Origin of the sequence: Demequina ureilytica (assembly GCF_048553575.1) — a bacterium.
Lineage (GTDB): Bacteria > Actinomycetota > Actinomycetes > Actinomycetales > Demequinaceae > Demequina.
This window is the reverse complement of sequence record NZ_JBLZIE010000001.1, coordinates 162,317-185,323: the sequence shown is the minus strand read 5'-3', so window position 1 is coordinate 185,323 and position 23,007 is coordinate 162,317. Positions and strand designations below refer to the sequence as shown.

Sequence of the window (23,007 nt, the reverse complement as noted above, 5' to 3'; positions counted from 1 at the left end):
GCAGGCCTTGTCCTACCTGACGTGGCAGCGCCTCACCCTCGTGGGGCTGTGTTCCGTGGCACTCGCGTGGCTCGTGACCGTGGTGATGGAGGGCGGCGGGGCGACCCCCGAACCCGTGCCGTGGACCGTGTTCGTGGTGTGCGTGGCCGCCGGAGCCTTCGCGCTCTGGATGGGGTGGCAGGTGCGCCGCTACCTCAAGGGCGACAAGCCGGACCTGGACGGGATGCGCGCGGCACGCACCGCCGTGCTCGCGCAGGCATGCGCGTATGCGGGTGCGATCCTCGTGGGGGCGTTCCTCGGCTACGCGCTCGGCCTCGCCGATGAGTGGTCGCACACGCCCCGCCGCGAGGTGATCCTCTCGGCTCTGCTGGGCGCCCTCGCGGGCGCCGTGCTGCTTGCCTCGGGAGCCATCGCGGAGCACTGGTGCCGGCATGGCGGCGACGACGAGGACCGCAGCGAACCGTCCGCCGCCTGAACCCGCATCGGTCCGCACCGGCGCGAGGCGGCCCGGCGCGCGGCGAATCCTCCACGGCTGGCAGACTGGGCCCATGACCTGGTTCGAGCCCGACGACACCTCGTGGCAGTACGTGTCACGCAAGCTGATTCCCGCACGTCTGATCACGATGGCAATCGTGCTCGGCCTGCCGACGATCGCGCTGGTCGTGCTCGGTGCCCTGACCAGCACCTGGGTGTGGATCGGCGCGGGCGTCCTGTTGGTCGCCATGCTGTGGAGCGCCTGGGTGATCGTCCGTCAGGTGACCGCGCACGCGTGGGCTGAGCGGGAGGACGACCTCGTGGTGAAGCGCGGCCGCCTGTTCCGCTCCGTCACCGTGGTTCCCTACGGGCGCATGCAGTACGTCGAGGTCGAGTCCGGTCCGCTGGCGCGCGCCTTCGGCATCGCCCGCGTGCAGCTCCACACCGCGTCTCCCGGCACCGACGCCAACATCGCGGGCGTGCCGGAGAAGGAGGCCGCGCGCCTGCGCGACCGGCTGTCCTCGCGCGGCGAAGCGCAGCTGGCGGGACTGTGACCCACGAGCCCGAGCACGCCGGCGGAGCTGGGTCCGCGCCCAAGAGCGGTCAGCGCGTGGTCTACCGCGCCCCGCGCGAGTGGAGCCGCGTGCACCCCATCTCGCCGCTGCTCGGCGGCTGGGCGGTGCTCGGAGTGGTCGGCTCGATCATGCTCTACAACTACGCGCCCACCTGGGCCGGCCCCGACGAGGGCATGGTCGAGCTCGCGGACACCCTGACCAGTTCGCTCGGCTGGTTCGCGCTCGGCGCCATCGTCATCCTCGCTGTCACGCTCGGATTCGGCTATCTCCAGTGGCGCGTCAATCAGTACCGGCTCGGCGAGGAGGCCGTCCACCAGCGCAAGGGGATCCTGTTCCGCCAGCAGCGCCAGGCCCGGCTCGACCGCCTCCAGGCCGTCGACGTGGTGCAGCCGCTGCTGGCGCGCTTCTTTGGCTTCGCGGCGCTGCGCATCGAGGTGGCGGGCGGCGAGAACTCCGGCGTGGTCCTCGAGTACCTCCGGCTAGGCGACGCGGAGGCGATGCGCAACGAGCTGCTCGCGCTCGCGGCGGGCGTCAAGCGCGCCAAGGCCGCGGGCGAGGAGGCCACGGTGGACGCCGTCGCGAGCTCCGGCAGTGCGGCCGATGCTGGGGCGGCTCAGGCGGACAAGGCGTCACTTCGCGACCTCGCGGGGATGCCGGAGGGGGACGTCGAGACCGAGGCTGCGCCCGAGCGAGAGATCTACGCCGTGCCGCTGGCCCGGCTCGCGCTGTCGATCGTGCTGTCGGGGCCCTTCATCTTCCTCGTGTCGCTCCCGATCATCATCGGGCTCGCGGTGCTGCTGCTCCCGCTCGACCTGGACGACGTACTCGCCGCGACGGTGGGCGCCGGCCTGTTCACCGTGCTTCCTGCGGTCCTGGGGCTGGCGGGATTCTTCTGGTCGCGGTTCAACTCCGGGTTCGGCTTTAAGGCTGCGCTGTCGCCCGACGGCATCCGGCTGCGGCACGGGGCCCTCGAGACCCGCCGCCAGACCGTCCCGCCCGGCCGCGTGCAGGCCGTGCGGTTCCAGCAGACCCTGCTGTGGCGGCGCAAAGACTGGTGGCGCGTCACCATCAATGTGGCCGGCTACCAGGACGATCAGGAGAACGTCTCGACCTTGCTGCCCGTCGGCAACCGGCAGGACGCGCTCACCGCGCTGTGGCTCGTGCTCCCGGACCTGGGCGATCCCGATCCCGCCGGCACCGTCTCGGCCGCGCTGTCCGGCACCGGCAACGAGAACGGCTTCACGGCAAGCTCCAAGCGCGCGCGCCTGTTCGACCCGATCCAGTGGCGCCAGCGGGGCGTGCGCGCCACGGACCGCGCGCTGCTGATCCGGCGCGGCCGGCTGTCGCGCGAGATGTTCGTCGTGCCCCACGAGCGCACCCAGTCGCTGCAGCTGCAGCAGGGTCCGTGGGAGAAGCGGCGCGGTCTCGCCTCCTTCGTGGTCCACTCCACAAACGGTCCCGTGAGACCGGTCGCGGAGCACCTCGACGTCGAAGATGCCGTCGCGCTGCTCGAGTCGCAGTCCAAGCGCGCGGCCGAGGGCAGGCGCCGCCAGAGTCCCGAACAGTGGATGTCGGCGGTGGGGATCGGTGAATAGGCCCGGTCGCCTCGCCATCGGCGTGCTCGGCGCCGGCCGCGTGGGGGCGGTGCTGGGTGCCGCGCTCAGGCGTGCCGGCCACGAGATTGTGGGTGCCACGGGCGTGTCCGAGGAGTCACGCGACCGCATCGACGCGCTGCTGCCCGGCGTGCCCGTCCTAGAGCCAGACGTCCTCGTGCGGCAGGCCGACCTGGTGCTGCTGACCGTCCCGGACGATTCCATCGCAGCGGTCACGGCCGGACTGGCCTCCCTGGGTGCGTGGCGTCCCGGGCAGATCGTGGTGCACACCTCCGGCCGGTTCGGCACCGAGGCCCTCGCCGATGCGGCCGCCGCCGGAGCCCTGCCGCTCGCGATCCACCCCGCGATGACCTTCACGGGCACGTCGCTGGACCTGGACCGGCTGACGGACGCGGTGTTCGCGGTGTCCGCCCCCGCGCCAGTGCTGCCCATCGCCCAGGCCCTCGTGGTGGAGATGGGCGGCGAGCCGATGACGATCGAGGACTCGGCACGCCCCGCGTATCACGCCGCCCTGGTGCACGGGGCGAACCACGTCGTGACCGCGTTGACGCAGGCGGGCGCTCAACTCGCGCGGATCGGCGTCGAGGAGCCCGGCCGGCTGCTGGGGCCGCTCGTGCACGCCTCCGTCGAGGGCGCGCTTGCCGAAGCCCCCGGTGCCGTCGCCTCGCTGACCGGACCCGTCGTGCGCGGGGACGCGGGCACCGTGGCCGCGCACCTGTCGGCGCTCGCGGGCCAGACAGAAATGCTGCACGCGTACCGAGCCATGGCCCGCGCGACTGCCGATCTCGCACTGTCCGGCGGGCGCATCGGCCCCGCGGCGTATGCCGACATCATCGCGACGCTAGGAGCGGACACGTGAGACTCGCGTCCACCGCCGCGGAGCTGCCCGAGCGTCCGCGCGACGGCGCCCGCGCCATCGTGATGACCATGGGCGCGCTGCACGAGGGCCACCTGACCCTGGTTCGCCGCGCTCGCGAGCTCGGAGCCCAAGTCATCGTGACGATCTTCGTCAACCCACTGCAGTTCAATGACCCCGCCGACCTGGAGCGCTATCCCCGCACGCTCGAGGCCGACTGCGCGCTGCTCGAGGCCGAGGGTGTGGACGCCGTCTTCGCCCCGTCGGTGGAGGAGATGTACCCCGGCGGCGACCCCGTCGTGACCGTCAGCGCCGGCGCGATCGGCGAGGTGTTCGAGGGCGCGCACCGCCCGGGCCACTTCGACGGCGTGCTCACCGTCGTGCTGAAGCTCATGCACCTCACCTCCCCGGACGTCGCGCTGTTCGGCGCCAAGGACGCGCAGCAGGTGATTGCGGTGCGCGCCATGGTGCGCGACCTGGCGGTGCCGGTGCGCGTGGAGGCCGTCCCGACGGTCCGCGACCCCGACGGCCTGGCGCTCAGCTCGCGCAACGTCCACCTCTCACGGGCCGACCGCGAGGCGGCGTTGGCCCTGCCCCGAGCCCTCGCCGCCGCGGCCGCCGCCGCCCGGAATGGCGACCCCGCCGCCGACGTTGTCCGCACCGGGACGAACGTGCTGACGGAGGCCACCCGCGCATCGGCCAAATTTGCCGTGGACTACTTCGCGGCCCTGGACCCGAGGACCGCGCAGCAGGTGCCCGACGACCACCGTGGCGAAGCGGTGATCGCGGTCGCGGCCACAGTGGGCGGGACGCGGCTCATCGACAACATGACCGTCCTCATCGACCCGGAAGGATCGCCATGACCTCTCTGCAGCGCCACATGATGATCTCCAAGATCCACCGCGCGACCGTCACGCAGGCGGACCTGCACTACGTCGGCTCCATCACCATCGACGCCACCCTCATGGAGCGTGCGGACCTGCTCCCCGGTCAGCAGGTGGACGTGGTGGACGTGACCAACGGCGCGCGGCTCACGACCTATGCCATCCCCGGGGCGCCGGACACGGGGCAGATCTGCATCAACGGCGCCGCCGCGCACCTCGTGAACCCCGGCGACACCATCATCGTCATCGCGTACGGCACGCTCGCCGACGACGAGGCGCGGACCTTCGAGCCGCACGTGGTGTTCGTCGACGGCGACAACCGGATCGTGTCCGAGTGCGACGACCCGGGCCGGGTGCCCGACGGCTACGGGCTCGAGCGGTCCGGGGTTCCGGTCCACGAGTTCCACGAGCGCGGCTGGGACGCCTTCCGCTCCTGAGCCGTCCGACCCCGCGCCCGTGCCCCGTACCGTCCCAAACATGCTGGGCGGCGGCGCGCGGGCATGCCGTGCAGCCGGCGGGTCGTGAGCGGCGAGTCGGCTCCGGAGATGTTCGGGAGGGCTCGGGCAGGGGCGGGTCTGGCGGTGCCGATGCGCCGGTAGGTTGACCACATGACCTCGTTCGTTCGCCGGCTCGCCGCCCCGCGACCAGGCTGGACCATCAACGCCGACGTGATCGTGGTCGGCTCCGGCATCGCCGGACTCACCGCCGCCCTCGAGCTGCGGACCAAGGTGGACCGCGTGCTCGTGGTCACCAAGGGCGAGCTCAGCTCGGGATCGACCGTGTGGGCGCAGGGCGGCATCGCCGCGGCACTGCACCCCGAGGACACCCCCGACGAGCACCTGCAGGACACCCTCGTCGCCGGAGCCGGGCTGTGCTCCGAGCCAGCCGTGCGGGCGCTCGTCACCGAGGGCCCGGGCCGCGTGCGCGAGCTCGTGGGCAGGGGAGCGAACTTCGACACCGGACCCGACGGCGGCATCACCCTCACGCGTGAGGGCGGGCACATGCGCGACCGGATCGCGCACGCTGGCGGCGATGCGACCGGCGCGGAGATCTCCCGCGCCCTCATCGCCCAGCTCGCGGCCGTCCAGAACGATCCGGGCATCGAGGTCATCGAGCACGCGATGGTCGTGGACCTGCTGACCGCGGCGCCCGACGGGGACGGCAGGCCGGGCCCGGTGTGCGGCGTGACGCTGCACATCATCGGCGAGGGCTCCCGCGACGGCGTGGGCGCCGCGCTTGCCAAGTCCGTGATCCTTGCGACCGGCGGCATCGGGCAGGTGTTCCGCTCGTCGACCAACCCGGCCTCCGCGACCGGTGACGGCCTCGCGGCGGCGCTCCGTGCCGGCGCCGCGATCGCGGACCTCGAGTTCGTGCAGTTCCACCCGACCGTGCTGTGGCAGGGCTCCGCAGCGCGGGGCCAGCAGCCGCTGATCTCCGAGGCAGTGCGTGGGGAGGGCGCATACCTACTCAACGCGACCGGCGAGAGGTTCATGGTCGACCTGCATCCCATGGCCGAGCTCGCTCCGCGCGACGTCGTGAGCCAAGGAATCGTCGCGATGATGGACGAGGAGGGCTCGGAGAACGTCTTCCTCGACTGCCGCCACCTGGGCAAGACCTTCGTCAAGGAGCGCTTCCCGACGATCTGGGAGCGGCTCGAGGAGCGCGGCATCGACATGGGCCGCGACCTCATCCCCGTCGCGCCGGCCCAGCACTACCACTCGGGCGGCATCCTCACGGATCTGCGCGGACGGTCCACACAGGCCGGCCTCTACGCCATAGGCGAGGCCGCGTGCACCGGCGTGCACGGCGCCAACCGGTTGGCCTCCAACTCGCTGCTCGAGGGCCTGGTCTTCGCAGCGCGGGCGGCGGCCGATGCGGCAGGCGCGGTGGCGGACGGCGTGGTCTCCCAACGGGAGCCGGTCGAGCGCCCGGGCCCGCCGGCACTCGTGCCCGCGACAGCGCGCCCGCAGATTCAGTCCGCGGCTCACCGCGGCGCGGGCCCCGTGCGGACGGCCGCAGGCCTGCAGCGCGCGATCGACAGGTTGGCCGGGCTGCGCGCGAAGTTCCGCGCCGACGCGCTCCGCACCGCCGTACCCCAGACCGCGGAGTGGGAGACGAGCAACATCCTGGCGGTCGCCTCGGTGCTGGCAGCCGTCGCCCTCGAGCGTGAAGAGACGAGGGGTGGTCACCTGCGCGAGGACTTTCCCGAGACGGACGACGAGCGGTGGCGGGTACGGCTGGCGGCGACGCTCGGGCCCGACGGCGATCTCTCGCTGCTGCGCGCCCCGCTCGACCTGGGCTGACGCCCGGCGACGCGGGCTCACCCCCGACGGCCTGGGCCCGCTGCCACTCACGCTCGCAGCCGCGCGGATTTACTCACAGTGGAGCGCACTCGCACCTGCGCATACTCGCACCTCCGGACACTCAGTCCCGCGAATACTCACACGCGGTGGCGCGCAGGCCGGGGTAGCGGCGCGCCACCGCGCGGAGTCCTCAGCGCCTCATCAGTCGATGTACGCTCCTCGCGGGACGAGGCTATCGCGTGAGTGTGACATTTGTCACTACTTGCGCGTCGTCGGGTGTCCGGCGCCGCGCGCCCTGGTCATAGGGTGGTGGTCGTGATGATGCCAGAAGACCTGCCCCAGGACCGTCGACTGCGCGCCTCGTGGCTCGCCTCATCGGTGGGGGAGGCTCTCGACGAGGACCTCGGGCCCGGACCTGGCCGCGACGTCACCACGCAATCGACCATATCGATCGGCACCGTGGTCACCGGGCACATCGTGATGCGCGAGCCCGGCGTCGTGGCGGGACTGCCCGTGATCACCGAGACCCTCGGACAGGTCGCCGAACGGCTCGGCCTACCCACTCCGCACGTGCGCCTGCGCGCCACTGACGGCGACCGGCTAGAGGCGGGTGCCGCGGTCGCCGAGGTCTCCGGCGCCGGTCAGGTGGTGCTGATCGCCGAACGCACCATGCTGAACTTTCTGTCCCGCGCATCGGGCATCGCCACCCATACCTGCCGATGGGCCGATGCCCTCGAGGGCACCGGTGCACGTGTCCTGGACACGCGCAAGACCACTCCCGGGCTCCGCGAGCTCGAGAAGTACGCGGTGCGCGTGGGCGGCGGCACCAACAAGAGGTTCGGCCTGTACGACTGCGCGATGGTCAAGGACAACCACATCGTCGCCGCAGGTTCTGTGGCCGCCGCGATCCACGCGATCCGGACCGCCTTCCCGGACGTGCCCATTCAGGTCGAGGTCGAGGACGAGGCGCAGGCCCGTGAGGCCATCGGTGCCGGAGCGCGGTTCCTGATGCTCGACAACATGGGGCCCGCTGCGATGACCGCCCTCGTGAAGGCCGTCCGTGACATGGAGCCGGACGTGGGCCCGGTCCGGCTCGAGGCCACCGGCGGCCTCGCGCTGAACCGCGCCCGTGAAGTCGCGCAGACGGGTGTTGACTTCCTGTCCGTGGGAGCGCTGACGCACTCGAGCCCCATCCTGGACCTCGCTCTCGACCTGAACTGAGCCGCACGCGCGCGGACCCGGCCCGCGCATCGGCCGCACGCATCTCCCATACGACGCGCCCGGGTAGCCTAGGGGGCGTGACTGACGCGCCTGACACCAGCCCCGACGACGTTCCCGAGCAGATGCGGGTGCGGCGTGCCAAGCGCGACCGCATCATCGCCGCTGGCGGTCAGGCGTACCCCGTGTCCGTGCCGCGCACTCACGAGATCGCGGACGTCAAGCGCGAGTACGACTCTCTCGAGACCGGCGAGGAGACCCAGGACGTGGTGGGCGTCGCCGGTCGCGTGGTCTTTGTGCGCAACACCGGCAAGCTGTGCTTCGCGGCCATCCAGGACGGCACGGGGGAGCGCCTGCAGATCATGCTGAGCCTTGCCGAGGTGGGCGAGGAGTCGCTCGCGGCGTTCAAGGCCGACGTGGACCTGGGCGACCACCTGTTCGCGCACGGCCGCGTGATCAAGTCGCGGCGCGGCGAGGTCTCGGTGTTCGCCGACGAATGGCAGATCGCAGCCAAGGCGCTGCGCCCCTTGCCGGTGCTTCACAAGGACCTTGCCGAGGACACGCGCGTGCGCCAGCGTTACGTCGATCTGATTGCGCGACCGGTGGCGCGAGACATGGTCAGGAACCGCGCCTCGGTGATGCGGAGTCTGCGCGAATCGCTGCATTCGCGTGGCTTCATCGAGATTGAGACGCCCATGCTTCAGACCCAGCATGGTGGAGCTGCGGCCCGACCGTTCATGACGCACATGAACGCCTTCGACATCGACCTGTTCCTGCGCATCGCTCCCGAGCTCTTTCTCAAGCGCGCTGTCGTGGGCGGAATCGAGAAGGTCTTCGAGATCAATCGCAACTTCCGAAACGAAGGCGCGGACTCGTCGCATTCCCCCGAATTCTCGATGCTTGAGGCATACGAGGCTTATGGCGACTACGACACGATGGCGACCCTCACGCGGGAATTGGTGCAGGGGGCGGCGAGCGACGTCTTCGGCACCCAGATCGTCACGCTGGCCGACGGCGAGGAGTACGACCTGTCGGGTGAATGGGATCAACTGACCATGTACGGGTCGCTGTCCGCAGCGCTCGGCGAGGAGGTCACCCCGGCCACGACCGTCGAGCAGCTGCAGCGCTGGTGCGACGCCGCCGAGGTGTCCGTCGATCCCAAGCGCGCCAACCACGGCAAGCTGGTCGAGGAGCTTTGGGAGCACCACGTGGGCGACGGGCTCACCGCCCCCACGTTCGTGCGCGACTTTCCTGTGGAGACCAGCCCGCTCACCAGGGATCACCGTGTGCACGAGGGCATCGTGGAGAAGTGGGACCTCTACATCCGCGGCTTCGAGCTCGCGACCGCGTACTCGGAGCTCGTGGACCCCGTCGTGCAGCGCGCACGGTTCGAGCAGCAGGCCGTCATGGCCGCTCAAGGCGACGACGAGGCCATGCGCCTGGACGAAGACTTCCTCACCGCAATGGAGCACGCGATGCCGCCGGCCGGGGGCATGGGCATGGGCATGGATCGCCTGCTGATGGCGCTCACCGGGCTCGGCATTCGCGAGACCATCACGTTCCCGCTCGTGAAGCCCACGGAGGACTGACGCGTGAGTTGGGGCCCCATTCTCGCCGGAATCATTCCGAGCATTGGCGTGGGCCTGCTGTTCTGGCTCGCCATGCGTGCGGTCCTGCGCGCCGACCGCAATGAGCGGACCGCGCTTGCCCAGTCGGACGATGCGGAACGCAGCGGCACCGGCGAAACTGGCACTGCGGAGAACCCCAACAGGGAATAGATCGCCCTGCTCGAACCGTTTTGTCTGATGAATTCCGCAAACAATGTGAGCATTCTCACGTCCGCGAATGTTCTTCAATTTGACGCCAAAGGATTGTGCGTGTAAATCTTGGCTTACCGCTTGAGAAAGGGTGGAAGATGGCACAGAAGGTACAGGTCGTCCTCGTCGATGATGTCGACGGCGGCGAGGCGAGCGAGACGGTGAGTTTCTCGATCGAGAATGTCTCGTACGAGATTGATCTTTCCGAAGAGCACGCCGCGCAGATGCGCAAGGACTTCGAGAAGTGGACCACGCGGGCTCGGCGGGTGACCAGCAAGCGCGGCGGGTCCTCGCGTGCGCGCCGGTCGGACTCGTCCAAGGTGCGGGCGTGGGCCAAGGCACAGGGCTACGAAGTGTCGGAGCGCGGACGCATCTCGTCCGAGATCCGAGAGGCCTATTCCAAGGCCAACTAGTCGTCAAGAGCATGCTTGTGCGGCCCCGCCCTTCTCGGGCGGGGCCGCGCTTGCGTTCAAGGAGCGATCATGAACAACGTCATTCCAGAGGTGTCCGCGCAGGGCGCGGTGTGGTGGGGCACCTACCCCGAGGCCGGGCTGGGCACGCCCACCGGGGTGGGCGAAGGCCTGTGGCGGCAGACGGCGGACGATGCGCGGCTCGCGCTCGAGCTGCCCGCGCCCTCCTTCCTGGTCTCCCACCCCGAGCGCCCGTTGCTGTACGCGGTGAGCGAGACGGACTCCTCCGAGGTCCACGCGATCGACGTGAGCGACCCTGAGCACCCACGCGTGGCGGCGACCGTCCGCACCGAGGGCGCCTCTGGCTGCCACTTGCTCCTCAGCGCAGACTCCCGCGTGCTGTACGTCAGCCACTACATGAGTGGCGACCTCGCCGTGGTGCTGTTGGGCGAGGACGGTCTGCCCACGCTCGACGAGCCCGCCCAGATGTTCGGCCACGAGGGATCGGGGCCGCGCGAAGACCGCCAGGAGGCGTCGCACGCGCACTTCGCCGGATTCGGCCCCGGCGGCCACCACGTGCTGGTGGCGGACCTCGGCACCGACGAGCTGCGCCGCTACGCGATCAAGGACGGCGGGCTGCTCGAGGATCACGGCATCGCCGCGACCCTTCCGCCCGGCTCCGGCCCCCGCCACTTCGTGGTCCGCGGCGAGTGGATCTACGTGGTGTGCGAGCTGGACCACCGGCTGCGCGCGCTGCGCTGGGACGCCGCGTCCGGCACCGCGGAGGTCGTGTTCGACATTGCGAGCACCACCGCACCGCAACGCACCGGCGACGACGTCAACGACTCGCACGTGGTGCTCGCCGATGACGACACTCTCCTGGTGGGCGTGCGCGGGCCCGACGTGATCTCCGTCATCGACCTGTCCCCCGAGGGCGAGCCGCGCTACCGCGGCTGCTTCGACGCGGGTCACTGGCCCCGCCACTTCGCCGTGGTGGGCGACCGGCTCCACGTGGGCGCCGAGCGCGGGCACGAGGTGCGCACGTTCGCCCTCGCCGACGCGCTCGCGCTCGAGCCGGAGCCCGAGGTGGGCCACATCGCCGAACTGCCATACGTGACAGCGCCCCTGCCGAGCCCCGCCTGCGTGGTTGCCGACCCGAACTAGGCAAATCACGCCTTCGTTTCTGGCTGCTCGCGATCCTGTGGGCAAGTGGTGTACACAGTTCGCGCTCAGGGTGCGCGCTGTAGGAAGGTTCTGTACTCACCCCGACAGGAAGGGACCGTAGGCCCACAGCCCCGCCCGCGCATCGGCGCTACGCTGTTTTCATGACCTACACACTGATCCTGCTCCGCCACGGTGAGAGCGAATGGAACGCAAAGAACCTGTTCACCGGCTGGGTCGACGTGCCCCTCAACGAGAAGGGCTGGGGCGAGGCCGTCCGCGGCGGCGAGCTGCTGAAGGCCGAGGGTGTGCTGCCCGACGTGGTGCACACCTCGCTGCTGCGCCGCGCGATCATGACCGCCAACCTCGCGCTCGACTCCGCGGACCGCCACTGGATCCCCGTGAAGCGCGACTGGCGCCTCAACGAGCGTCACTACGGCGACCTGCAGGGCAAGAACAAGGCCGAGACCCTCGAGCAGTTCGGCGAGGAGAAGTTCATGACCTGGCGCCGCTCTTACGACGTGCCGCCGCCGGAGATCTCCGCCGACAACCAGTACTCGCAGGAGGGGGACGTGCGCTACACGGGCGAGCCCATCCCCAAGACCGAGTGCCTCAAGGACGTGCTCGAGCGCGCTCTGCCCTACTGGGATGCGGCGATCGTGCCGGACCTCAAGGATGGCAAGACGGTCATGGTCGCGGCGCACGGCAACTCGCTGCGCGCGATCATCAAGTACCTGGACGACGTCAGCGACGACGAGATCGTGGGCGTGAACGTGCCCACCGGCATCCCGCTGCTGTACGAGCTCGACGAGGACACCCTCAAGCCCATCAAGGCCGGCGGCACCTATCTGGACGCGGACGCCGCCGCCGCGGCCATCCAGGCGGTCGCGAACCAGGGCAAGAAGTAAAGACGGTCGGTCACCCTCTCATAGCGTGGCCGAACACGACGGGCCCCCTGCCAGCACTGGCAGGGGGCCCGTCGTGTTCATTCGGCCGATGTGCGGGCCGGGTTGCGCTAGATGCGGCCGCGGTCTCCGGTGACATCCCCGGTGACCAAGTACACGATGCGGCGCGAGACGCTCACTGCGTGGTCCCCGAACCGCTCGAAGTAGCGCGCGAGCAGAGCGATGTCGAGCGTCTCCTGGGCGCTGCCGGAGTAGTCGTCGGCGAGCATCGTCTTGTACGCCCGCGCATGGAGCTCGTCCAGGGCATCGTCGTCGGAGACGATTCCTGCCGCGAGGTTGAGGTCGCGCGTCTCGAGCAGCTCGATGACCTCGGTGGCGACCTTCTTGGCGGCCTCGGCCATGCCGGCGAAGATCTCCTCGTGTCCCACGGGGATCGCGGACCCGGGATAGGCGCGGCGGGCAGCCTCGGCGATGTGCTGAGCGAGGTCGCCCATGCGCTCGAGTGCGGCGGAGATCCGCAGCGACGCGACGATGCTGCGCAGGTCGAGTCCCACGGGCTGCTGCTGAGCGATCAGGAGCACGCAGCGCTCGTCGACCGTCTCCTCGAGGCCGTCGAGCTTGGCGTCGTCCGCGATCACCTGCTGAGCGAGCTCGACGTTCTGGGTGAGCAGCGCCTCGGAGGCGCGAGAGATCGCCGACTCCACGTGCGTGGCCATGGTGGTCAGATCGTCGGCAAGTTCCGACATCTCTGCGGTGAAGAGGGTGCGCATGCTTCTCCTAGCGGTGTGACGTTGTCCCTAGTGTGTCATCACGCCTGCGCGGGGCGGAAGTCATGCGCCCGAGCAGGGGTGAACTTTCGGTGTCGTTCCTGAACATTGGGTGAACCCAGGGGCGTGTGGTTACTGTGACCCCATGACCCCCGAGATGTGGCTGGTCGCCGCTGTCGCGCTCGCTGTTGGAGCAGGATTCGGAGCACTCGCACACCGCCGCACCGTGACTAGCGGCGCCGTCTCCAGCACTCTCGTGCCTCACCGCACGCGGCAGATCGTCTCCGTGCTCCAGTCCGGTGCCGCCGTGGTGCGCCGGGACCGCCGCAGCGCGTTCTCCAACACGGTCGCGGCCGCCCTGGGCATCGCCCGCCCCGACGGCGCGCTCCACCCGAAGGTGGCCGACCTTGCCGAGCGGGCCTGGGCGACCGGCACTCCCGTCGAGGACGAGGTGGAGATCAAGCGCGGCGTGCTGGGCGCGTCCAGCATCGTGCACGTGCGGGTGACGCGAATCAACGACGAGCTCGCGCTCGCGGTCGCCAACGACAACACCGAGCAGCGTGCGGCGGAGCAGACACGCCGGGAGTTCGCGGTCAACGTGTCGCACGAGCTCAAGACGCCGGTGGGGGCGCTGTCGCTGCTCGCCGAGACGATCGAGGACAACGCCGACGACACCGAGATGGTGCGCTCGTTCGCCAAGAAGATCCGCAAGGAGACGCGCCGGTTGACCAAGCTGATCCAGGAGATCGTCGAGATCTCCCGGCTGCAGGGCGGCGAGTCCGTGATCGACTACGAGGCGGTGGACCTCGCGGACGTGATCGACGAGGTGCTGGACGGCGTCAACCTGAGCGCGGAGCACAAACGGATCGCCCTCGTGGCCGACGTGGCCGCCCGACCCACCGTGATGGGCGACCGCGATCTGCTCGCGATGGCGCTGCGCAACCTCGTCGACAACGCCGTCAACTACTCTGACGCGGGCTCCAAGGTCACCGTCGCGCTGGCCATCGACGGGGAGGCCGCGCGGGTCTCCGTCATCGACCAGGGCATCGGCATCGCGGCCGAGGACCAGGAGCGCATCTTCGAGCGGTTCTACCGCACCGATCCGGCCCGCTCGCGGGAGACTGGGGGCACCGGTCTCGGTCTGTCCATCGTCAAGCACGTGGCTCTGCAGCATTCGGGCACCGTTGAATTGTGGTCGCAGCCTTCTGTGGGCTCGACCTTCACCCTCCGCCTCGCTGTTCACCAGCAGATGGCCGATGCGGGGGACGACTTACAGGAGGACGCATGAGTGAGGCACGGGTTTTGGTCGTGGAGGACGAGGAGTCCTACCGGGACTCCCTCAAGTATCTGCTCGCGCGTGAAGGATTCGACGTGCTGTTGGCGGACACCGGCCCGAAGGGGCTCGAGACCTACCTGCGCGACGGTGCGGACGTGATCCTGCTCGACCTGATGTTGCCGGGCATGTCGGGTTCGGACGTGTTCCGCAATATTCGCGAGCGTTCGGACGTGCCCATCATCATGGTCACCGCGAAGGACGACCAGGTCGACCGGATCATCGGGCTCGAACTGGGCGCGGACGACTACGTCACCAAGCCGTACTCCGGGCGCGAGCTCGTCGCGCGCATCCGCGCCGTGCTGCGGCGCCAGAACGCGGGAATGGGCGGCATGGGTGATGAGCCCGAGCGGCTGTCGGTGGCGGGCCTCACCCTCGACCCCGAGCGTCTCACCGTGACCCGGGACGGTCAGCCTCAGTCGCTGCCGCCCAAGGAGTTCGCGCTGCTGCACTTGCTCGCGCAGAATGCGGGTCGGGTGCTGCCGCGCCAGGTGATCATCGATCGCGTGTGGGGAGCCGACTACTTCGGCGACACCAAGACACTCGACGTTCACATCAAGCGGCTTCGTGGACGCATCGAACAGGATCCGTCGGAACCGGTCCTCATTCAGACCGTGCGAGGCGTGGGCTACACCTTCGAGGCATAACATTTTGGTCACGGCACGCTCAGCGTGCGCGCCCGTTCACGGAACGTTCACCCAGCGTTCAGTCGGGCCACGGGAAGCCGTTACCTTGCGTGCCTACGTTGGAGACCGTCCGGCACCAAGCCGGGTCCACCAAGCAAGTGAGGAAACTCGACTGTGAAGATTGCCACTCGTACCGGCGCCGTGATTTCGGCAGCCGCGCTGACGTTTGCGCTGGCGGCGTGCTCGCCGTCCAACGAAGAGACCGACACCACCGAGTCCGCAGCTGGCGGCGGCACGACCACCGAGCCCAGCGAGTCTGCAGACCTCTCCGGCAACCTGGTTGGCGCCGGCGCCTCGTCGCAGGAGTCCGCCATGGAGGCCTGGCGCGCCGGGTTCCAGGGCATGAACCCTGACGTCACCATCAGTTACGACCCCGTCGGCTCCGGCGGTGGCCGTACCCAGTTCACCGACGGCGCGACCTCGTTCGCCGGTTCGGACGCCCTGATGGACGAAGAGGAGTACGCGGGCGCTGTTGAGGCCTGCGACGGCGACATGGGTGCGATTCACCTGCCGCTGTACATCTCGCCCATCGCCGTCGTGTTCAACCTCGAGGGCATCGACTCGCTGAACATGGATGCGAACACCATCTCCGCCATCTTCTCGGGCGAGATCAGCTCGTGGGACGACCCGATGATCGCGGACCAGAACCCTGACGTCGAGCTCCCCTCGGACACGATCACCATCGTGCACCGCGCGGACGAGTCCGGCACCACCGAGAACTTCCAGGACTACCTGGTGAAGGCCTCGGACAACTGGGTTGCGGACGAGACGTCCGGTGACTGGCAGGGTGCTTCCGGCGAGTCCGGCCCCGGCACCTCGGCGGTCGTTCAGATCGTTCAGGACAACTCGGGAACGATCGGCTATGTCGACGCTTCACGCGCCGGCGAGCTCGGCACCGTGGCGCTCAAGGTGGGCGAGGAGTACGTTCCCTTCTCCGCCGAGGCCGCAGCCGCGGTCGTCGACGCCTCGCCGCTCTCGACCGGTGCCAACGGCGAGAACGACCTGGCCTACGAGCTGGACCGCACCACCACCGCATCGGGCGCCTACCCGCTCGTGCTGGTGTCCTACACCATCGTGTGCCAGCAGTACGACGACGAGAACGAGCGCGCGCTCGTGACCGAGTTCGTCAAGTACATCGCTGGCGACGGCCAGGAGCAGGCTGCCTCGGCCGCCGGCTCTTCGCCCATCTCGGATAACCTGTCGACCCGTGTCACGGAGATCCTCGACGGCATCGCCGCGGGCTAACCTCATCAAGTAGACCGGTGGTGGGTTCGTCCGCAAGGATGAGCCCACCACCGTCTTGCCCGCCGAACTCTGGAGACTGCGCGTGACGACCACCCAGGAGCCGCCCGCCACCGACGCGGAGGTCCAGGAGTACACGACTCATCCCGGCGCCCTCGCGAACCGAGCTTTCGGTGGGCTGTCCGCCATTGCCGCCAGTCTGATTCTGGTGACGCTCGCCGCGGTCGCGAGCTTCCTGCTGCTCGAGGCATGGCCCGCGATGACCTCGTCGGCTGCGGATCTGTCCGACCAGGTCCACTGGATCGGCACGGAGTCCGGCGAGACCCTGATCGCCATCATCGGCTATCTGGTCTACGGGACCATCCTGATCTCCGCGATCGCGCTGCTGATCGCGACGCCGCTGTCGTTCGGGATCGCCCTCTTCATCTCGCACTACGCGCCCCGCAAGCTCGCTCAGGGCCTGGGCTATCTCATCGACCTGCTTGCCGCCATCCCGTCAGTGGTTTACGGGCTCTGGGGCGCGCTGGTCGTGATCCCCGTCCTGCAGCCCTTCTACCAGTTCCTGTCGGAGTACCTCGGCTGGATCCCCATCTTCGCAGCCGCTGACGACGGCACCGTTTCTGGCACCGGGCGCGTGGCGATGTCCGCAGGGATCGTCCTCGCGATCATGATCATCCCGATCATCACGGCGGTGACGCGAGAGGTGTTCCTCCAGACGCCCGTCCTGCACGAGGAGGCCGCCCTGGCGATGGGCGCCACTCGGTGGGAGATGGTGAAGATGGCCGTCATTCCGTTCGGCAAGCCCGGGATGATCGGCGCGACCATGCTGGGCCTCGGGCGAGCGCTCGGCGAGACCATGGCCGTCTACATGATCCTGTCGCCCGGACTGTCGTTCTCGCCCAACATCCTGCAGGCCGCTGAACATAACACGATCGCGTCGTACATCGCGCTGCAATTCCCAGAGGCGAACGCCGCCGGAGTCTCGGCGCTCATCACAATGGGACTCGCACTGTTCGTGATCACCCTGCTCGTGAACATGCTGGCACGCTGGGTCGTGTCTCGCCGATCCGAATTCTCGGGGGCCAACTGATGGCTGTGACCACTCCCACTGACGCCTCCCCCTTGGGGCCGCTCAGCAGTAAGCGCAAGTTCACCGACAAGGGTATGACCGTCGTGGTCTACGCGGCGTTCGCGGTGGCGCTCATCCCGTTGATCTGGCTGTCCTACACGGTGATTGACCGCGGCGTGAGCCGCTTCATGGTCGACGCCAACGGCGACGCGAACCTGAACTTCAACTTTCTCAGCGAGACCTCGCGCAACATCTTTGGCGGCATGCCGGAGGGCGGCATCCTGCACGCGATCTGGGGCACTGTTCTCATGACGCTCGCGGCCACCGTCATCTCAGTGCCGATTGGTCTGCTGACGTCGATCTACCTCGTCGAGTACGGCACCGGCAAGCTCAAGAAGGCGGTCACGTTCTTCGTGGACGTGATGACGGGGATCCCGTCAATCGTCGCCGGTCTGTTCGCCTATGCGGTGTTCGCGATCCTGGTCGGGCCGGGCACCAAACTCGGGATCGTGGGGGCCGTGGCGCTGTCGGTGCTGATGATCCCAGTAGTGGTGCGATCCTCCGAGGAGATGCTCCGCCTGGTTCCCAACGAGTTGCGCGAGGCCGCGTACGCGCTAGGCGTGCCCAAGTGGCTCACCATCATCAAGGTGGTGCTGCGGACGGCGATCGCGGGCATCTCGACGGGTGTCACCCTCGCGATCGCGCGAGTGATCGGCGAGACGGCGCCGCTGCTGATCGCGGTGGGTGTCGCCGACTCGCTGAACATGAATCTGTTCGAGGGCCGCATGATGAGCCTTCCGGTGTACATCGTCGCCGAGTGGCGCAAGGGTGAGCAGCCGTGCAACAACGAGGCCATCGCGTGCGTCTCAAATATCACCGAGCTGAACGCGTGGGCCGCTGCCCTCGTGCTGATCGTCATCGTCATGGCGCTCAACCTCATCGCTCGTCTGATCGCCAAGTACTTCTCCCCCAAGACCGGCCGCTGAGCCGAGAAGAACCGGAGTCAACCTGTGTCCAAGCGCATCGACATCAACAACATGGATGTCTACTACAGCAAGTTCCTGGCTGTGGAGGACGTGTCCCTGTCGATCGAGCCCAACTCGGTCACCGCACTCATCGGGCCCTCCGGGTGCGGCAAGTCGACGTTCCTCCGCACCCTCAACCGGATGCACGAGGTTATCCCCGGCGCCCGCGTCGAGGGCGAGGTGCTGATGGACGGCGTCGACCTGTACGGCGAGGACGTTGACCCAGTGACCGTCCGCCGCCACGTCGGCATGGTGTTCCAGCGTCCCAACCCGTTCCCGACGATGTCGATCTCGGAGAACGTGCTCGCGGGGATGAAGCTCAACAACAAGCGCATGAACAAGTCCGAGACCGAGGAGGTCGTCGAGACCTCCCTGCGCGGCGCGAACCTGTGGGAAGAGGTCAAGGACCGCCTCGACAAGCCCGGCTCGTCGCTCTCAGGCGGGCAGCAGCAGCGCCTGTGCATCGCGCGGGCGATCGCGATCAAGCCCGACGTGATGCTGATGGACGAGCCCTGCTCGGCCCTCGACCCCATCTCGACGCTCGCCATCGAGGACCTCATCGCGGAGCTCAAGAACGATTACACGATTGTGATCGTCACTCACAACATGCAGCAGGCGGCGCGCGTGTCCGACCGGACGGGATTCTTCAACATCGCGGGGACCGGCAAGCCGGGCAAGCTCATCGAGATGAACGACACCCCGACCATGTTCTCCACGCCGTCGGAGAAGGCCACCGAGGACTACATCTCGGGCCGCTTCGGCTGAGCCGCGCCCCCAAACCGGCGACCGCATCGGCCACCGTGCCGTCTCGAACATCCCAGCAACAGACGCGCCGATGCGCGGGCTGGGCAAGCAGGATGCGCGGCGAGTCGCCGCGCCAGATGTTCGGGACGGGCCGGGGAGGGCTCAGTCGAGCGCTTCCACGATGGGCTGGTACTCGGAGAGGGTGCCGTCCATGACGGGCGCCTGGACGGTGTAGAACGCGTTGGCACCAGTGGCGAAGCCCACCTCGGTGAGCAAGCCCGGCATCACGGGCGACGTGCCGGGAACCTCGACGCCGTCGAGGGGAGTGAGCTCGACGGAGGAACGCGCGGGTACCGGCACCGTGGTCGAGGTCTCGGCGTCGAACGAGATCTCGAACTCCATTTCCTCGTCCGTGTCGTTGTACACGCGGCCGATCAGTGCGCCAGGCTCGCCCTCGCCGGTGGACACCACGATGAGGTTGAATGCCTCGAAATCGTCGGCGATCAGCTGGACACCATCGGACGCAGAGTAGTTCTGCTGAGTGGTGATGGGGTTCACGTAGCTGCAGCCGGCGAGCACCAATGCGGCGACGGCGGCGGTGCCGGCGGAGACGATGGACTTCACGGCGATTCCTTTCGTGGCGGGGCTGTCCCAAGGATACTGGTGCGCGGCCGCGGGCACAGCCGGCGCGTCGGTGCTGGACAACACGCAGAGCGCCTGTTAAGGCGGCGTGTCGCGGTGGTAGAATAGGTCTTCCGCGAAGAAGGGGCACACCTCCATCATGAATTTCGTCGTCGGCGAGACCGTCGTCTACCCGCACCACGGTGCGGCGAAGATCCAGGACATCAAGAAGCGCACCGTCAAGGGCGAGGAGAAGATCTACCTCAAGCTCAAGGTCGCGCAGGGAGACCTCACGATCGAGGTTCCCGCAGAGAACGTGGACCTCGTAGGGGTCCGCGACGTCGTCGACCAGGCCGGCCTCGAGAAGGTCTTCGGGGTGCTGCGCGAGCCGTACATCGAGGAGCCCACCAACTGGTCGCGCCGCTACAAGGCTAATGTGGAGAAGCTCGCCTCCGGCGATGTGATCCGTGTGGCCGAGGTCGTGCGCGACCTGTCGCGCCGCGACACCGACAAGGGCCTGTCCGCCGGTGAGAAGCGCATGCTTCACAAGGCGCGCCAGATCCTCGTCTCAGAGCTGGCACTGGCCGAGAAGTGCACGGAGGACACCGCCGAGGAGCGCTTGGACAAGGTTCTCGCCTCGTGACCATCGCGGCCGTCATCACGGCCGCGGGTTCGGGCACCAGGCTCGGGGCCAGGTCGTCTGACGGCACCGCGTCTAGAGTTTCGGTGCCCAAAGCCTTGGTGCCCATCGAGGGCAAGGCTTTGGTGGCGTGGGCAGCTCTCCGTTTGACTGAGGTCGTTGACTCAGTGGTGGTGACCGCGCCTGCGGCTCACCTCGACGCGATGCGCGCCGCCCTGGCTGATGCCGGGGTGAGCGCGCGCGTCGTCGTGGGGGGCGACACCCGCCAGGCCTCGGTTGCCGCCGGCCTGGCCGCCCTCGATCTCGACGCTCAAGACATCGTGCTCATCCACGACGCCGCGCGGGCCTTCCAAGAGCCCGCTGTCGCACTCGCGACCATCGAGGCGGTGCGGGACGGAGCCGACGGCGCGATCCCGGTGCTGCCGGTGGTCGACACCCTCATCCGCGCCCCGGGGCCCGACGGGCTGATCGGCGACGTCGTGGACCGCGACGAGCTGCGCATCGTCCAGACTCCCCAGACGTTCCGCGCCCACGTCGCCATCGACGCGCACACAGGAGCCGGCGGTGCCGCCGCCCGCCCGGCCACCGACGACGCCACCTTGGCGCGCGCCCGCGGCCACCGCATCGTCGCCGTGGACGGGCACGAGTGGGGCTTCAAGGTCACGCGACCCGGCGACCTCCCGCTCGCCCGCCACATCGCCCGCTCCCTGGCCGGAGGCGGCGCATGATCCCCAGGACCGGCATCGGCGTCGACGTGCACGCCTTCGGCGAACCCGGCGCCGGCATCCTCGCGCTCGCGGGCCTGACGTGGCCGGGGGAGACCCCGCTGTCGGGTCACTCGGACGGCGACGTCGCGGCGCACGCGGCATGCGACGCCCTGCTCAGCGCGGCGGCTCTGGGCGACCTGGGCTCGAACTTCGGCACGGACCGCCCCGAGTGGGCGGGAGCGACGGGCGCCGCGCTGCTGACCGAGACCGCGTCCCGCGTGCGTCAGGCGGGCTTCGAGATCGGGAACGTCGCGGTGCAGGTGCTCGGCAACCGCCCCAAGCTCTCGCCCCGCCGGGCCGAGGCGGAGGCCGCGCTGAGCGCTGCAGCCGGGGCGCCCGTGACGGTGACCGCGACCACCACGGACGGGCTCGGGCTGACCGGGCGCGGCGAGGGCGTGGCGGCTATCGCCACGGCGCTCGTGTTCGCACGTCAGCCCCGGTAGCCTGGCACGCGTGACTCTCCGCCTGTTCGACACCGCCACCCGCACCGAGCGCGACCTCGAGCCGCTCGAGCCCGGCCGCGTCGGCATCTATCTGTGCGGGCCCACGGTTCAGGGCAGCCCCCACGTGGGTCACCTGCGCAGCGCCGTCGCGTTCGACGTGCTGCAGCGTTGGCTCGAGCGCACTGGCCACGAGGTCACCATGGTGCGCAACGTCACCGACATCGACGACAAGACCCTCGCGAAGGCGGCCGATGCGGGGGAGGCTTGGTGGGCATGGGCGCTGCGCTTTGAGCGCGAGTTCCAGGCCGCGTACTCCGCGGTCGGAGTGAAGGCACCGGCGGCCGAGCCGCGGGCGACGGGACACATCCCCGAGATCATCGCGCTTGTCCAGGCACTGGTCGGCAACGGCCACGCGTACGAGCTCGACGGGTCCGTGTACTTCGACGTCCGTTCCTTCCCCGAGTACGGCGCCCTCACGCATCAGGCGCTCGAGGACCTCACCCCGGCGCCCGATGCGACCGCTGGGGACAAGCGCGATCCGCGCGACTTCGCGCTGTGGAAGGCACACAAGGCGGGTGAGCCCGACACCGCCGGGTGGGACTCACCGTGGGGCCGCGGACGGCCCGGCTGGCACATCGAGTGCTCGGCGATGGCCAAGCGCTACCTGGGGACCGAGTTCGACATTCACGGTGGCGGGCTGGACCTGCGATTCCCTCATCACGAGAACGAGCAGGCGCAGTCGCGCGCCGCGGGCGACCCGTTCGCGCGCCTGTGGATGCACTCCGCATGGGTGACGCAGTCGGGCGCCAAGATGTCCAAGTCGCTCGGCAACGGGCTGCTGGTCACCGAGGTACTGGAACGCCACCCGGCGCCCGCGCTGCGGCTCGCGCTCGCGCAGGTGCACTACCGATCGATGCTCGAGTACTCGGAGCAGACCATGGACGATGCGGCGGCGACGTGGACGCGCCTCGCGGGGTTCGTGCTGCGGGCCTCGGAGAAAGTCGGGGTGGTCACCGCGGAGCAGGTCGCAGCGGCCGAGCTGCCGGAGCCCTTCGTGTTCGCGATGAATGACGACCTGGGCGTGCCGCGCGCCCTCGCGCACGTCCACGAGACCGTGCGCGCCGGCAACGCCGCGCTGACTGCGGGCGACGACTCGGCCCTCGCCTCGGCGCTGCTGTCGGTGAGGGCGATGCTCGACGTGCTCGGTCTCGACCCCGGCTCGGCCGAGTGGGCCGGCGTGGGTGCCGGCTCCTCCGCAGCGATGGCCGCTCTCGACTCGATGGTGCGCGCCGACATCGAAGCGCGCGCGCAGGCACGCGCCGCTAAGGACTGGGCCACCGCAGACGCGATCCGGGACCGCCTAGCGGCCGCCGGAATCGTGGTCGAGGACGGCGCAGAGGGTGTGCGCTGGTCCCTCTCCACCGAGGACTGAGCCTTCCACCCCTAGCCGGCCC

The 23,007-nt window shown here is 69.2% G+C and carries 25 protein-coding genes; 23 read left to right on the top strand and 2 right to left on the bottom strand.

The window, feature by feature from the left end; genetic code table 11:
• Window positions 1-7: 7 nt before the first annotated feature.
• The 13 genes from ACNI3K_RS00805 to ACNI3K_RS00745 all read left to right on the top strand — a co-directional run bounded on the left by ACNI3K_RS00805 (window position 8) and on the right by ACNI3K_RS00745 (window position 12,219).
• Window positions 8-475, top strand: a complete 468-nt coding sequence (locus tag ACNI3K_RS00805; protein ID WP_419389962.1) for a DUF3180 domain-containing protein — start codon at window positions 8-10, stop codon at window positions 473-475.
• A 73-nt stretch (window positions 476-548) separates the two neighbouring features.
• A complete protein-coding gene (locus ACNI3K_RS00800; protein WP_419389961.1) occupies window positions 549-1,028 on the top strand; it encodes a PH domain-containing protein in 480 nt (159 codons plus the stop codon).
• Window positions 1,025-2,644, top strand: coding sequence for a PH domain-containing protein (locus ACNI3K_RS00795; protein ID WP_419389960.1), 1,620 nt, complete (start codon window positions 1,025-1,027; stop codon window positions 2,642-2,644). Before ACNI3K_RS00800 ends, ACNI3K_RS00795 begins: the two co-directional genes overlap by 4 nt.
• Complete coding sequence (locus tag ACNI3K_RS00790) at window positions 2,637-3,521, top strand: Rossmann-like and DUF2520 domain-containing protein (protein ID WP_419389959.1); 885 nt, start codon at window positions 2,637-2,639, stop codon at window positions 3,519-3,521. The genes ACNI3K_RS00795 and ACNI3K_RS00790 overlap by 8 nt, the downstream gene beginning before the upstream one ends.
• Window positions 3,518-4,381: a pantoate--beta-alanine ligase gene (panC, locus tag ACNI3K_RS00785; RefSeq protein ID WP_419389958.1), complete on the top strand. Its 864-nt coding sequence runs from the start codon at window positions 3,518-3,520 to the stop codon at window positions 4,379-4,381. Before ACNI3K_RS00790 ends, panC begins: the two co-directional genes overlap by 4 nt.
• Window positions 4,378-4,839 (top strand): aspartate 1-decarboxylase, encoded by a 462-nt coding sequence (gene panD, locus ACNI3K_RS00780; protein ID WP_419389957.1) that lies wholly within the window; start codon window positions 4,378-4,380, stop codon window positions 4,837-4,839. The genes panC and panD overlap by 4 nt, the downstream gene beginning before the upstream one ends.
• A gap of 171 nt (window positions 4,840-5,010) precedes the next feature.
• On the top strand, window positions 5,011-6,705 hold the full coding sequence (locus ACNI3K_RS00775) for an L-aspartate oxidase (protein WP_419389956.1): 1,695 nt from the start codon (window positions 5,011-5,013) through the stop codon (window positions 6,703-6,705).
• A gap of 318 nt (window positions 6,706-7,023) precedes the next feature.
• Complete coding sequence (gene nadC, locus ACNI3K_RS00770) at window positions 7,024-7,926, top strand: carboxylating nicotinate-nucleotide diphosphorylase (RefSeq protein WP_419391080.1); 903 nt, start codon at window positions 7,024-7,026, stop codon at window positions 7,924-7,926.
• A 122-nt stretch (window positions 7,927-8,048) separates the two neighbouring features.
• Window positions 8,049-9,512 (top strand): lysine--tRNA ligase, encoded by a 1,464-nt coding sequence (gene lysS / locus ACNI3K_RS00765; protein WP_419391079.1) that lies wholly within the window; start codon window positions 8,049-8,051, stop codon window positions 9,510-9,512.
• Between the two features lie 3 nt (window positions 9,513-9,515).
• Entirely contained in the window at window positions 9,516-9,701 is a 186-nt protein-coding gene (locus ACNI3K_RS00760; protein WP_419389955.1) for a hypothetical protein, read from the top strand.
• 137 nt (window positions 9,702-9,838) lie between these two features.
• The gene (locus ACNI3K_RS00755) at window positions 9,839-10,153 is read left to right on the top strand and encodes a histone-like nucleoid-structuring protein Lsr2 (RefSeq protein ID WP_419389954.1); all 315 of its coding nucleotides are present in this window, start codon (window positions 9,839-9,841) and stop codon (window positions 10,151-10,153) included.
• Between the two features lie 69 nt (window positions 10,154-10,222).
• The gene (locus ACNI3K_RS00750; RefSeq protein ID WP_419389953.1) at window positions 10,223-11,314 is read left to right on the top strand and encodes a lactonase family protein; all 1,092 of its coding nucleotides are present in this window, start codon (window positions 10,223-10,225) and stop codon (window positions 11,312-11,314) included.
• Window positions 11,315-11,475: 161 nt separating this feature from the next.
• Entirely contained in the window at window positions 11,476-12,219 is a 744-nt protein-coding gene (locus tag ACNI3K_RS00745; RefSeq protein WP_419389952.1) for a phosphoglyceromutase, read from the top strand.
• 107 nt (window positions 12,220-12,326) lie between these two features.
• Here the strand turns inward: ACNI3K_RS00745 and phoU are convergent, their stop codons facing one another.
• Entirely contained in the window at window positions 12,327-12,986 is a 660-nt protein-coding gene (gene phoU, locus ACNI3K_RS00740; protein WP_419389951.1) for a phosphate signaling complex protein PhoU, read from the bottom strand.
• A 142-nt stretch (window positions 12,987-13,128) separates the two neighbouring features.
• Between phoU and ACNI3K_RS00735 the strand changes: the two genes are divergently transcribed.
• From ACNI3K_RS00735 to pstB, 6 genes are all read left to right on the top strand, one after another.
• On the top strand, window positions 13,129-14,271 hold the full coding sequence (locus tag ACNI3K_RS00735) for a sensor histidine kinase (RefSeq protein ID WP_419389950.1): 1,143 nt from the start codon (window positions 13,129-13,131) through the stop codon (window positions 14,269-14,271).
• Window positions 14,268-14,963 carry a winged helix-turn-helix domain-containing protein gene (locus ACNI3K_RS00730; protein ID WP_419389949.1) on the top strand — a complete coding sequence of 232 codons (696 nt, stop codon included), beginning with the start codon at window positions 14,268-14,270 and terminating at the stop codon, window positions 14,961-14,963. Before ACNI3K_RS00735 ends, ACNI3K_RS00730 begins: the two co-directional genes overlap by 4 nt.
• A 153-nt stretch (window positions 14,964-15,116) precedes the next feature.
• Entirely contained in the window at window positions 15,117-16,247 is a 1,131-nt protein-coding gene (pstS, locus tag ACNI3K_RS00725; protein WP_419389948.1) for a phosphate ABC transporter substrate-binding protein PstS, read from the top strand.
• Window positions 16,248-16,329: 82 nt separating this feature from the next.
• Window positions 16,330-17,334: a phosphate ABC transporter permease subunit PstC gene (gene pstC / locus ACNI3K_RS00720; protein WP_419389947.1), complete on the top strand. Its 1,005-nt coding sequence runs from the start codon at window positions 16,330-16,332 to the stop codon at window positions 17,332-17,334.
• Window positions 17,334-18,299, top strand: coding sequence for a phosphate ABC transporter permease PstA (pstA, locus tag ACNI3K_RS00715; protein ID WP_419389946.1), 966 nt, complete (start codon window positions 17,334-17,336; stop codon window positions 18,297-18,299). The genes pstC and pstA overlap by 1 nt, the downstream gene beginning before the upstream one ends.
• 24 nt (window positions 18,300-18,323) lie before the next feature.
• Entirely contained in the window at window positions 18,324-19,103 is a 780-nt protein-coding gene (gene pstB, locus ACNI3K_RS00710) for a phosphate ABC transporter ATP-binding protein PstB (RefSeq protein ID WP_419389945.1), read from the top strand.
• A gap of 141 nt (window positions 19,104-19,244) precedes the next feature.
• Here pstB and ACNI3K_RS00705 read toward each other — a convergent pair whose 3' ends face one another.
• On the bottom strand, window positions 19,245-19,706 hold the full coding sequence (locus ACNI3K_RS00705) for a hypothetical protein (protein ID WP_419389944.1): 462 nt from the start codon (window positions 19,704-19,706) through the stop codon (window positions 19,245-19,247).
• A gap of 157 nt (window positions 19,707-19,863) precedes the next feature.
• Here ACNI3K_RS00705 and ACNI3K_RS00700 point away from each other — a divergent pair, with 157 nt between their 5' ends.
• From ACNI3K_RS00700 to cysS, 4 genes are read left to right on the top strand one after another with little or no spacing between them, the layout of a single operon-like run.
• A complete protein-coding gene (locus tag ACNI3K_RS00700) occupies window positions 19,864-20,346 on the top strand; it encodes a CarD family transcriptional regulator (protein ID WP_301141442.1) in 483 nt (160 codons plus the stop codon).
• Window positions 20,343-21,071 carry an IspD/TarI family cytidylyltransferase gene (locus tag ACNI3K_RS00695; protein ID WP_419389943.1) on the top strand — a complete coding sequence of 243 codons (729 nt, stop codon included), beginning with the start codon at window positions 20,343-20,345 and terminating at the stop codon, window positions 21,069-21,071. The genes ACNI3K_RS00700 and ACNI3K_RS00695 overlap by 4 nt, the downstream gene beginning before the upstream one ends.
• Complete coding sequence (gene ispF, locus ACNI3K_RS00690) at window positions 21,068-21,553, top strand: 2-C-methyl-D-erythritol 2,4-cyclodiphosphate synthase (RefSeq protein ID WP_419389942.1); 486 nt, start codon at window positions 21,068-21,070, stop codon at window positions 21,551-21,553. The genes ACNI3K_RS00695 and ispF overlap by 4 nt, the downstream gene beginning before the upstream one ends.
• Before the next feature lie 10 nt (window positions 21,554-21,563).
• On the top strand, window positions 21,564-22,985 hold the full coding sequence (gene cysS, locus ACNI3K_RS00685) for a cysteine--tRNA ligase (RefSeq protein ID WP_419389941.1): 1,422 nt from the start codon (window positions 21,564-21,566) through the stop codon (window positions 22,983-22,985).
• Window positions 22,986-23,007 lie beyond the last annotated feature (22 nt).